Source organism: Nocardioides sp. Z40_12 (assembly GCF_058215795.1).
This window is the reverse complement of record NZ_JBZAJA010000004.1, coordinates 226,840-238,084: the sequence shown is the minus strand read 5'-3', so window position 1 is coordinate 238,084 and position 11,245 is coordinate 226,840. Positions and strand designations below refer to the sequence as shown.

11 protein-coding genes are annotated in these 11,245 nt (G+C 74.3%); 7 read left to right on the top strand and 4 right to left on the bottom strand.

Annotation, left to right across the window (positions count from 1 at the left end):
- Positions 1–7 precede the first annotated feature (7 nt).
- Positions 8–850 carry a DUF72 domain-containing protein gene (locus tag AC4BG9_RS09710; protein ID WP_490570891.1) on the top strand — a complete coding sequence of 281 codons (843 nt, stop codon included), beginning with the start codon at positions 8–10 and terminating at the stop codon, positions 848–850.
- Here the strand turns inward: AC4BG9_RS09710 and AC4BG9_RS09705 are convergent.
- The 3 genes from AC4BG9_RS09705 to AC4BG9_RS09695 are packed head-to-tail and all read right to left on the bottom strand — an operon-like array spanning position 760 to position 3,334.
- Positions 760–1,467, bottom strand: a complete 708-nt coding sequence (locus AC4BG9_RS09705) for a hypothetical protein (RefSeq protein WP_490570890.1) — start codon at positions 1,465–1,467, stop codon at positions 760–762. The genes AC4BG9_RS09710 and AC4BG9_RS09705 overlap by 91 nt on opposite strands.
- A 17-nt stretch (positions 1,468–1,484) precedes the next feature.
- Positions 1,485–2,498 (bottom strand): family 43 glycosylhydrolase, encoded by a 1,014-nt coding sequence (locus tag AC4BG9_RS09700; protein ID WP_490570889.1) that lies wholly within the window; start codon positions 2,496–2,498, stop codon positions 1,485–1,487.
- Positions 2,495–3,334, bottom strand: a complete 840-nt coding sequence (locus AC4BG9_RS09695) for a cation diffusion facilitator family transporter (RefSeq protein WP_490570888.1) — start codon at positions 3,332–3,334, stop codon at positions 2,495–2,497. Before AC4BG9_RS09695 ends, AC4BG9_RS09700 begins: the two co-directional genes overlap by 4 nt.
- A gap of 122 nt (positions 3,335–3,456) precedes the next feature.
- Between AC4BG9_RS09695 and AC4BG9_RS09690 the strand changes: the two genes are divergently transcribed.
- The 6 genes from AC4BG9_RS09690 to AC4BG9_RS09665 all read left to right on the top strand — a co-directional run bounded on the left by AC4BG9_RS09690 (position 3,457) and on the right by AC4BG9_RS09665 (position 10,442).
- A complete protein-coding gene (locus tag AC4BG9_RS09690) occupies positions 3,457–4,455 on the top strand; it encodes an AraC family transcriptional regulator (protein WP_490570887.1) in 999 nt (332 codons plus the stop codon).
- A 91-nt stretch (positions 4,456–4,546) separates the two neighbouring features.
- Complete coding sequence (gene pdhA / locus AC4BG9_RS09685; RefSeq protein ID WP_490570886.1) at positions 4,547–5,710, top strand: pyruvate dehydrogenase (acetyl-transferring) E1 component subunit alpha; 1,164 nt, start codon at positions 4,547–4,549, stop codon at positions 5,708–5,710.
- A complete protein-coding gene (locus AC4BG9_RS09680; RefSeq protein ID WP_490570885.1) occupies positions 5,707–6,678 on the top strand; it encodes an alpha-ketoacid dehydrogenase subunit beta in 972 nt (323 codons plus the stop codon). Before pdhA ends, AC4BG9_RS09680 begins: the two co-directional genes overlap by 4 nt.
- An 11-nt stretch (positions 6,679–6,689) precedes the next feature.
- Complete coding sequence (locus tag AC4BG9_RS09675) at positions 6,690–8,081, top strand: dihydrolipoamide acetyltransferase family protein (RefSeq protein WP_490570884.1); 1,392 nt, start codon at positions 6,690–6,692, stop codon at positions 8,079–8,081.
- A 61-nt stretch (positions 8,082–8,142) separates the two neighbouring features.
- Entirely contained in the window at positions 8,143–9,447 is a 1,305-nt protein-coding gene (locus tag AC4BG9_RS09670) for a serine/threonine-protein kinase (protein ID WP_490570883.1), read from the top strand.
- 101 nt (positions 9,448–9,548) lie between these two features.
- Positions 9,549–10,442 (top strand): hypothetical protein, encoded by an 894-nt coding sequence (locus tag AC4BG9_RS09665; protein ID WP_490570882.1) that lies wholly within the window; start codon positions 9,549–9,551, stop codon positions 10,440–10,442.
- Here AC4BG9_RS09665 and AC4BG9_RS09660 read toward each other — a convergent pair.
- On the bottom strand, positions 10,429–11,226 hold the full coding sequence (locus AC4BG9_RS09660; protein ID WP_490570881.1) for a helix-turn-helix domain-containing protein: 798 nt from the start codon (positions 11,224–11,226) through the stop codon (positions 10,429–10,431). The genes AC4BG9_RS09665 and AC4BG9_RS09660 overlap by 14 nt on opposite strands.
- Between the last annotated feature and the right edge of the window lie 19 nt (positions 11,227–11,245).

Below are 11,245 nucleotides of genomic sequence, written 5' to 3'. Positions count from 1 at the left end.
GGAGGCCATGGGACGTGGTGAGCTGAGGATCGGCATCAGTGGCTGGCGGTACGCCGGTTGGCGGGGCGACTTCTACCCGAAGGGGCTGCCCCAGCGGCGCGAGCTGGAGCACGCCGCCTCCCGGCTCACCTCCATCGAGATCAACGGGTCCTTCTACTCACTCCAGCGCCCCAGCTCGTACGCCGCGTGGCGTGAGGCCACCCCGGACGACTTCGTCTTCGCCGTCAAGGGCGGGCGGTTCATCACCCACCTCAAGCGGCTGCGCGACGTCGACGCCGCCCTGGCTAACTTCTTCGCCTCCGGGCTGCTGGCGCTCGGTCCCAAGCTGGGCCCGGTGCTCTGGCAGCTCCCGGCGAACCTGCCCTTCGACGCCGAGGTGCTCGACGACTTCCTCTCCCGGCTGCCGCGGACCACGGCCGAGGTGGCCGAGCTCGCTGCCCGGCACGACGACAAGCTCGCCGACGACCGGGCCCTGACCGTGGCCGAGAGCGACCTCCCGGTGCGCCACGCGCTGGAGTTCCGCTCCCCGACGTTCGTCACCGACCGCGCCTACGACCTGCTGCGCGAGCACGGGGTGGCCTGCGTGCTCGCCGACACGGCGGGTCGCTGGCCCCGGGTCGAGCAGGACACCGCCGACTTCCGCTACGTCCGGCTGCACGGCGACTCCGAGCTCTACACCAGCGGCTACTCCGCCACGCCGCTCGACGCCTGGGCGCGCAGGTGCCGGGAGTGGTCCGAGGCCGGCCAGGACGTCTTCGTCTACTTCGACAACGACGCGAAGGGGTTCGCCCCGCACGACGCGACGGCGCTGCTGGAACGGCTCGACCGCCCCTCCCGGCTGCCGGCGTAGGAGGCGGCCCGCACCCGGGCCACCCAGCGCGGGACGAAGTGCCAGCCGGGCGGCTCGTGCAGCACCGGGTCGAAGTCGACGGCCGGGCGCTCCGGGCCGGTGAGCTCCAGCTCCCCGCGCTGCAGGACGCCGTCCACCCCGTCGACGCGCACCTGGAACAGGGCCGGGAGGAGCGCCACGACGTCGTGCACGTCGGGGGTGGCCAGGCGCGGGTCGTCGGACTCCACCACGACGCGGGCCCGGACGCCGTCCTCGGACTCCCAGGCCAGCAGCGAGGTCAGGCTCACCGCACCCCAGGCGCCCGCCGGCCACAGGGTGGAGCGCCGCCAGCCCCGGCCACCGGCGCTGCTGGCCACCAGGACGTCGACCGGCCGGTCGCGGTCGGCGTAGCGCAGCCCCAGACCGAGGATGTCGGGCGCGTCGCCCGGGGTGCCGAGGGCCTTGGAGATCCGCACCAGGCAGTCGGTCTCGCCGACGGGGAGCGGACCCTGGCCGCTGACCCGCAGCCGGGCCACGAGCGTCACCCCGCGAGGGTGGAAGAAGCGTGCCCCGCGGGCCCGGGAACCGAGCCGGAACGCGGCGCGGCCCGCGGCGGCCAGCGGAGCGACGAGGTCCATGCCGGGTGGGTACCCGATCAGCGGCGCAGCCACCCGGTCACGGTCGGCAGGCCGCCGACCCAGCGCAGGCGGGCGGCATACATGGCCCGCCGGCCGCGCTGGCGCTCCTTCTTGGACCAGTCGAAGCCCGACGCGCAGGGCTTCGGCTTCCCGTGGCAGACCCAGCCGTGCAGGAAGAGGCGCTTGCCGGCGATGTCGGCGCCGCCCGGTCCGCAGAGCCCGGTGGTCTCCCGGTCGAGCAGCACCCCCGACTCCGCGGCGCTCCAGTCGGTGGGGGTCGCCGAGCGCAGCCAGATGGTGCGGTAGCTGCACCGGGTGTAGTCGCCCTCGGAGAGGAGCAGCACCCACCCCTCGGGGCGCTGCACCAGCACCGGGTTCTCCACCACCCCCGGATAGCGGTAGAGCTCGACGCTCACCGCCGCGCGCTTCACTGCGGTGCCGCCGCGGGTCAGCGGCACCGCCCGGATCGAGGACGGGATCCGGTCGGTCTTGTAGAGCAGCACCGGGCCGTCGTCACCGAGGTGGAGCGACGGGTCGATGACCCCGGCGCGGGGCAGGGTGGGGTCGCGGGGCAGCAGCGGGTCCTGGGCGGTCGGCACCTGGCGCACGTAGGCGGGGCAGACCAGCGGGCGTCCGCCGACGGGCTTGAAGCCGCGCAGCGGATGCCGCGACCTGGCCACCCCGATGCACCGGCCGTACTCGCCGAGCCCGGGCACCGGCGCGGAGTAGTAGAGGAGCCACCAGCCGCGCACCTTCTTCACGTCGGCGGCCCAGATGTCGCCGCGCCGCGACCACGACGGCAGCCGCACCAGGGCCGGCCCGTGCGGGCGCCAGGTCCCGTTGCGGCTCCTGGTCCACGCGCGCGGGGCCCGCTCCCCGGTGGCGAACCCGACGTAGCCGCCGCCGAACCTCTCGACCGCCGGGTCAGCGAAGTTGCCCGGCAGCACCGGCCGCGGCACGCCTGCGGCGGCGGGGGTGAGGGGCGCCAGCAACGACGCCGTCACCAGGACGGCCAGGACGAGGGCTCTCACCAGCTGACCTCGCCGCAGTCGGTGCCGTTGCTCTCGACCTGGAGAGTCGCGTGCTCGACGCCGAAGCGCTCCCGCAGCACCGAGCGGGCGTCGCGGAGCACGGTCTCGGACGGGGCGTCCGCGGCGACCAGGTGGGCGGTGGCCACGTTCATCCCCGACGTCAGGGTCCACAGGTGGAGGTCGTGCACCTCCTGCACGCCCGGCACCGCCTCGAGGGCGGTCTCGACGTCGGCGGGCACCATCCCGGCGGGCGCGTGCTGGCCGAGCACGGCCAGCACTTCGCGACCCAGCAGCACCGCGCGGACCGCCACGAAGAGCGCGATGCCGATCGCCACCGCGGTGTCCCAGCCGGCCTCTCCGGTGGTGGCCACCAGCGCCCCGGCGACCAGCACGCCGACCGAGCCGAGGGTGTCGGCGACGACCTCGAGGTAGGCGCCGCGCACGTTGAGCGACTCCCGGGCGCCACCACGGAGCAGCACCAGGGCCACCAGGTTGGCGACCAGGCCGAGCGCGCCGACCACCAGCATCGGCCCGCTCGCGACCTCGACCTCCCGGCCCACTCGCCGCAGCGCCTCGATGCCGACGTAGGCCGCCGCACCGAGCATCAGCAGCACGGTCAGACCGGCGGCGAAGACCTCGGCGCGGTAGGAGCCGTAGGTGCGCAGCCCGCTCCGGTCGGGGCGGACCGCGATCCGGGTGGCAGCCAGGGCGGCACCCAGCGCGACCACGTCGGCGGCCATGTGGCCCGCGTCGGAGAGCAGCGCCAGGGAGCCGGCGACCAGGCCCGCCACGAGCTCGACCACGAAGAAGGAGCCGATCAGGACGAACGACGCCACCAGGCGCCAGCGGTGACGAGCGCCCGCGTGTCCGGGCGCGCCCCCGTGTCCGTGCCCGTGACCCCAGCCCATGGGAGCACCGTAGATGAATGGCGCGGCGTCCTTGCGGGTACGCCCGGAGGATGGAGGTCCGACCACACCGCTTCGCGACCAGCGACTTGGCGAGCGCGGAGGAGTTCCTGCGGGACCGTTGGGGCAGCCTGGGCCGAGTCGAGTTCGGCCCGCGCTTCTCCCTCCAGGTCAACGGGGTGCGCTCCGAAGACTTCCGAGTCGAACGCTTCGCCCACACCTCGAGCCTGCGCTTCACCACCACCGCCGTGCCCGGCCCGGTGCAGGTGATCGAGGTGCTCGGCGGCACCCTCACCCTGGAGGACGGCGACGAGGTCACCCGCCTGGTCCCCGGCGACCTGGTCGCCATGGACGAGGTGAGCAGCCCGCTCTCGGTGAGCAGGTCGGTCAACGTCGGGGTGGTCACCCTGAGTCGTGAGCTGCTCGCCCAGGCCGCGGGCGTCGCGGTGGAGGACCTGAGCCTGCCGCGCGGTCCGGTGCCGGCCGGCACGGCCACGGAGCGGTGGCGCCAGGCGGTCCGGCGCGCCAACCGCGAGATCACCGAGCACCTGCGCGACGGCGGCCACTCCCTCGACGACGTGGCCCGGCGCCTGGCCGAGGCGGCGCTGTCCACCTTCGGCGTCCGCCCGACCACGGGGGCGGCCGAGACCGGCGGCGTCGACGCCGAGCACCCGGTCGCCCGGGCGACCGCCTTCATCGAGGCGAACGCCGGCTCGCCGCTGCGGGTCGGCGACATCGCCGAGGCCGCCGGCATCAGCGTCCGGGCGCTCCAGCAGGCCTTCGTCCGCCACCACGACACCAGCCCCACCGCCTACCTGCGCAGGGTCCGGCTTGAGGGGGCGCACCGCGACCTGGCCGCCGCCGAGCTCGACAGCGGGGTCACCGTCGCCGACGTGGCGGCGCAGTGGGGGTTCAGCCAGGCGGGCCGGTTCGCCGCCCACTACCGCGAGGCCTTCGGGGTGCTGCCCAACGAGACGCTCCGCACCCGCCCGCACACCGCCGCGTCGGCGCCGGCCCAGCCCGGCTGGTCACCTGCTGGAGCCTCCCGGTAAGTTACGAGCCCTGTGGTGCGGGTCACACCCCGACCGGCACCGGCGGCGAGCGACCCGACGGAGACCCCGGGAGGCCGCGCGACACGAAGGAGTGCACGTGAGCCATCATGGTTTCGGTCCGGACCTGGCCGAGGTGTTCGGCCCCTCCCAGTCCGACGGGGGACCCGAGCTGGTCCAGCTGCTCACCCCGGAGGGGGAGCGCACCCACCATCCCCAGTTCGACCGGGACTTCACCGCCGAGGAGCTGCGCGGCCTCTACCGCGACATGGTGCTGACCCGCCGGATCGACACCGAGGCCACCGCGCTCCAGCGCCACGGCGAGCTTGGCATCTGGGCCCAGCTGCTGGGCCAGGAGGCGGCCCAGATCGGCGCCGGCCGGGCGCTGCGCCCCCAGGACCACGTCTTCCCGACCTACCGCGAGCACGGCGTCGCCTGGTGCCGCGGGATCGACCCGCTGGCGCTGCTCGGCCTCTTCCGCGGCGTGGACCACGGCTCCTGGGACCCGGAGGAGAAGCACTTCGGGCTCTACACGATCGTGATCGGCGCCCAGGCCCTGCACGCCACCGGCTATGCCATGGGCATGCAGCGCGACGGCGTGGTCGGCACCGGCGACCCCGACCGGGACGCGGCGGTGGTCGCCCACTTCGGCGACGGCGCCTCCAGCCAGGGCGACGTCAACGAGGCCTTCATCTTCGCCGCCTCCTACAACGCCCCGGTGGTCTTCTTCTGCCAGAACAACCAGTGGGCCATCTCCGAGCCGATCGAGCGGCAGTCCCGGATCCCGCTCTACCAGCGGGCCCTGGGCTTCGGCTTCCCCGGCGTCCGGGTCGACGGCAACGACGTGCTCGCGACCTACGCGGTGACCGAGGCGGCGCTGCAGCGCGCCCGCGACGGGCAGGGCCCGACCCTGGTGGAGGCCTACACCTACCGGATGGGCGCCCACACCACGACCGACGACCCGACCCGCTACCGGCTCTCCGACGACGTGGAGCGCTGGAAGCTGCGCGACCCCATCTCGCGGGTCGAGGTCTACCTGCGCCGCAACGGGCTGGTCGACGACGACTTCGTGGCCGAGCTCAAGGACGAGGCCGACGAGCTGGGTCACGTGCTCCGCGAGGGGTGCAAGGCGATGCCGGACCCGAAGCCGCTGGAGATGTTCGACCACGTCTATGCCGAGGAGACCGAGGAGCTGCGCGTCCAGCGCGAGGGCTACGCGGCCTACCTGGAGACCTTCGAGGACGGGGCACGCCGATGATCACCCTGGCCAAGGGCCTCAACATGGGCCTGCGCAAGGCGATGGAGGACGACCCCAAGGTGCTGGTGATGGGGGAGGACGTCGGCAAGCTCGGCGGGGTCTTCAGGATCACCGACGGCCTGCAGAAGGACTTCGGCGAGGACCGGGTCATCGACTCCCCGCTGGCCGAGTCCGGGATCGTCGGGACCGCGGTCGGGATGGCGCTGCGGGGCTACCGCCCGGTGGTGGAGATCCAGTTCGACGGCTTCGTCTACCCCGCCTACGACCAGATCGTCTGCCAGGTCGCCAAGATGCACTACCGCTCCCGGGGGCGGTCGAAGATGCCCCTGGTGATCCGGATCCCGTTCGGCGGCGGCATCGGTGCGGTGGAGCACCACTCGGAGTCCCCCGAGGCGCAGTTCGCCCACACCCCGGGCCTGAAGGTGGTGGCCTGCTCGAACCCGGTCGACGGCTACTGGATGATCCAGCAGGCCATCGCCTGCGACGACCCGGTCATCTTCCTCGAGCCCAAGCGGCAGTACCACGCCGACAAGGCCCGGCTCGACGAGTCGCAGGCCCCCGGCCCGCTCTTCGCCTCGCGGGTGGTACGTCGCGGCGACGACCTCACGCTGCTGGCCTACGGCCCCACCGTCAAGACCGCGCTGACGGCGGCCGAGGCGGCGGCGGGGGAGGGCAGGTCGCTGGAGGTGATCGACCTGCGCACCCTCTCGCCGCTCGACATGGGGCCGGTGCTGGAGTCGGTGCGGCGCACCGGCCGGGCGGTGGTCACCCACGAGGCCCACGTCAACCTCGGCCTCGGGGCCGAGCTGGCGGCCCGGATCACCGAGGAGTGCTTCTACTCCCTCGAGGCGCCCGTGCTGCGGGTTGGGGGGTTCGACACCCCCTACCCGGCGTCGCGGATCGAGGAGGAGTTCCTCCCCGACCTCGACCGGGTGCTCGACGCCGTCGACCGTTCGCTGCACTTCTGAGGAGCCGACCCATGCACGAGTTCAAGCTGCCCGACGTCGGTGAGGGCCTCACCGAGGCCGAGATCGTCTCCTGGAGGGTCAAGGAGGGTGACCGGGTCGAGATCAACGAGATCATCTGCGAGATCGAGACCGCCAAGTCGATCGTGGAGCTCCCCTCCCCGTTCGCCGGGACCGTCCTGGCCCTGATGGCCGCGGTGGGGGAGACCGTGGAGGTCGGGACGACGATCATCTCGATCGGTGTGCCGGGAGCCGCGCCGATGGACATCGACCTCTCCAACCCCGCCGCCAGCGGCGGCGGCGAGGGGGAGTCCCTGGTGGGCCGCAACAAGGCCGACCGCGGTCCCCAGCGCCGCGCCCGCAAGGGCTCCGCGTCGCCGTCGTCGGAGGCGGGCGCCCAGGCACAGCTCCAGCTGCAGGGAGCCTTCGCGCCCGGTGGCGCGCAGTCCCAGCCCGTCGCACCGGCCGACGAGTCGCCGGTCCCGGCCACCGAGCCCGAGCCCGAGCCGGAACCCGCCCCGGCGCGCGGCGGCGTCCGGGCGCTGGCCAAGCCGCCGGTGCGCAAGCTGGCCAAGGACCTCGGCGTCGACCTGGCCTCGCTCACGGGCTCCGGGCCGGGCGGCGCGGTGACCCGCGACGACGTCCAGCAGGCGGCCGCCCCGTCGGCGCCCCGGTCTCACGCCGACCGCCCCACGCCGCAGGCCCGCGAGCACCGTGAGCCGGTCAAGGGCGTGCGCAAGGCGATGGCCCAGGCGATGACCAGCTCGGCGTTCACCGCGCCGCACGTCACCGAGTGGATCACCGTCGACGTCACCCGGACCGTCCAGCTGGTGGAGCGGCTCAGCGGACGGCGCGAGCTGGCCGACGTGCGGGTGGGCCCGCTGCTGGTGCTGGCCCGCGCCTGCATCCTGGCGATGCGCCGCACCCCGGAGATCAACTCCTGGTGGGACGAGGAGGCCCAGGAGGTCCTCTACCGGGGCCGGGTCAACCTCGGTATCGCCGCCGCGACGCCGCGGGGGCTGGTGGTGCCCACCATCAAGGACGCCGACGCGATGTCGCTGGCCGAGCTGGGCCGCGCCCTGGGCGAGCTGGTCGTGACCGCCCGCGAGGGTCGCACCCAGCCGGCCGAGATGAGCGGCGGCACCTTCACGATCACCAACGTCGGGGTCTTCGGCGTCGACGCGGGCACGCCGATCATCAACCCCGGCGAGTCCGCGATCATCTGCCTCGGGGCGGTGAGCAAGCGGCCCTGGGTCGACGAGGAGACCGGCGAGATCGTGGCCCGGGACGTCACCACGCTGGCGCTCTCCTTCGACCACCGCCACATCGACGGGGAGAAGGGCTCGCGCTTCCTCGCCGACGTCGCGGGCATCCTGGCCGACCCGGGCACCGCGCTGGTCTTCTGACCCGGCGCAAGATTTTGCCCGAAGATGGTTTCGGGTTCACCCACCCGGGTAGAAGGCGCCCGTGACCTTGCCATCTCCGCGAATCGGCCCCTACGTGGTCGGGCGTCAGCTCGGTCGCGGGGGCGTCGGGGTCGTCCACGCGGCGGTGCCCCAGCAGCCGGGCCGTGCGCCCGAAGTGGCCCTCAAGCTGCTCCCCGGCGAGCTCGCCCAGGACCGCGCGTTCCGGGCGCGGTTCACCCGCGAGGCGCGCACGCTCGCCGGCCTGGAGTCGCCGCACGTGCTGCCGGTCCGCGGCTACGGCGAGGAGGCCGGGCAGCTCTACGTCGTCAGCGACCTGGTCCCCGACGGCGACCTGGAGCGGATGCTGCGCCTGCACGGTCCGCCGCCCCTCGACCTCGCCCTCCAGCTGGTCCTGGAGATCGCCCAGGGTCTGGTCGACGCCCACGAGGCGGGCCTGGTCCATGGCTCGCTGAAGCCGGCCAACGTGATGCTGCGCCGCGCGGGAGACGGCTTCCGCGCCTGCCTGACCGACTTCGGGACGGCGCACGGCAACCTGCCGATCGCCCCCGGCAGTGCCCGCTGGTCGGCCCCCGAGCTGCACAACGGGGCGACCCCGTCGCGCCCCTCGGACCTCTACTCCCTGGGCTGCGTGCTGTGGGCGACCCTGACCGGGGAGCCGCCGTACGCCGGCACCACCGACTTCCAGCAGGCCACCGCTCACCTGCAGGAGCCGCCGCGCCAGCTCGCCGGCGGCTCGCCCCTGGTCCTGGAGCTCAACGCGCTGCTCGCCCGGACCATGGCCAAGGAGCCCGGTCGGCGCCCCGCCTCGGCCCGTCAGGTCGTCGAGGTCCTGCGCCGGGCCCGCACCCTGGCCGGCGCCGGTGACCCACGGGTCGTGCCGGTGCCCGCAGCGCGCACCGTCACCGGCGCCGACGACGGCGGTCGGCGCTCGTGGCGCTCCCGCCTCGTCGGCGCGGCCGGTCTGGCGGCGGCCGTGGCGGTCGGGGTCGTCGGGACCCTGCTCCTCATCGACCGCGAGTCCTCCGCGGCGCCGGTCACCGCCGCTTCGGTGGGCGTGCGTGCCTCGGACGGCGCGGGGGGCTCGGCGGGCGCGGAAGGTGCGAGCCTCAACCCCGAGGCTCGTGCCGTCAACAGCGTTGCCGCTTCCTTCGTCGACCAGCTGATGGTCGACCACGACAACGCGCGCTGCATCGCCGGGCGCTGGGTGGAGGAGGTCGGCCTGGGGAGGCTGATCGCGGCGGGTTTCCTCGACGACGCTCTCGCCTACCACGAGCGTGACCTCGAGCGCGTCGATCCCGACATCAAGGCCTCCCTCGGCGCGGCCACCCAGGAGTGCCTCGCCTGAGACTGGGCCGTTTCGTTACCGCCCGGTAGAGATCGGCGCTAAGGTGACCTGGCTCACGAATCTTGAGGGGGGTTTTTGCCATGGGGTGTCCCAGGTGCGGCATGCAGGTACAAGCGGGGACGCAGTGGTGCGCTGACTGCGGATTCCAACAGCTCGTCCCCGAGATCCACCCCCCGCTGCCCGGCCGGGTCCCGCTGCTGGCCGCTGCCGGCACCCCCGTCCCCCACCAGTCGGAGGGTGCCTCCCGGGCCGGGATCCTCGCGCTGCTGGCGGTGCTGGTGCTCGTCGGCGCGATGGTGCTCATCGGCCTCTCGCCCGACGACGACGTCGCCGCCGACGGTGCTCCGTTCCAGCCGCCCGGCCTCGCCCCCACCCCCGAGGAGGCCGCCGAGTCCCTGGACGAGAGTCCCGAGGACAAGAAGGCGCGTCGCCAGGCCCGTCGTGAGGCCCGCAAGGCCGCCCTCGCGCCCAGCGAGTCCTCGACCGAGGTGCCCAGCGAGTCCCCTACCGCGTCGCCCAGCGCGTCGCCCACGATGTCGCCGAGCGCGTCGCCCAGCGCGTCGCCCACCGAGTCGCCCAGCGCCTCGCCGAGCACGGCGCCCAGCGCGCAGCCCACGCCGTCGGCCACCCCCACGCCCAAGGCGCCCAAGACCCGCAAGCCGAAGCCGAAGTCGCCCAAGACCCCGACCCCGACGGCGGCCCCGCCCACGCAGTCGCCGACCGAGCCGCCCGCCCCGACACCCACACCCGCGCCGCCCACCCCGACGCCGACCCCGACGCCGACCGCGTCCGCCGCTCCGCCCGAGGAGGCCCCCAGCCCGGCGCCGCCCAGCGCGGCCGAGATCGCCGCCGGGCTGTCGGGCCAGACCTGCGACAGCCTCAAGCGCGCGGGCTACAGCTACGACGTCGCCTACGCCTACTGGGTGAAGAGCGGCCGCCCGTGGCTCTGGGACACCGACCGCGACGACCGGGTCTGCGAGTTCACCTACCGCTGAGGCGCGAGCGGGCCGCCCAGCGCGCGGGGGTCTCGCCGTACTCGCGCCGGAAGGCGCTGACGAACGCCGACGCGCTCGCGTAGCCCACCCGGTGCGCCACCTCGCCCACCGGGCGGAGCCCCAGCAGCGCCCGGGACGCCTCCAACCGCATCCGGGTGCGCCAGGTCGACCACGGGACGCCGTACTCGCGGACGAAGTCGCGCTGCAGGGTCTTGGTGGCGACGTGCAGCCGCTCGGCCCAGACGGTCAGCTCGGTGGGGTCGCCGGGATCGCTGAGCAGGGCGGCCGCCACCTGGCGGGCCAGGCCGCTGCCGCGCGCCGCGTGCTCCAGCGGGACCGGGGCGCCGAGGTCGGCGAGCAGCCGGTCCTTCAGCTCCATGGCGAGCTCGTGGTCAAGGTCGGTGCGGCACAGGGTGCGGACCGCCCGGGCGGCCTCCTCGCCGAAGGGGACCCGGGCGGCCGCCACCTCCCTCAGGGTGGCCGGCGCCTGGCGCAGGCAGACCACGTGGACGGTCTGGAGCTCGCAGCCGCTGACCTCGAGGGTGGAGCCCCGTCGCGCCCAGAAGGCCTGGTCGGGGGCGATGTGGGTCAGTCGGGCGCCGCGGCGCACCGCGAGCACGCCGTCGGGTGACCAGAAGAGCTGGTGCCTCAGGTCGTCGCGGGCCTCGGCGAAGTGGGGCACCCCCCAGGTCGGCGGGTAGCGGAGCACCAGGACGCCGGTGGGTGGGCCGAGGCCGTGACCGAACTCCTCGACCCAGGTGTCACGGTGTCCTTTCGGCGACATCAGGTGTCCTCTCCGCGAC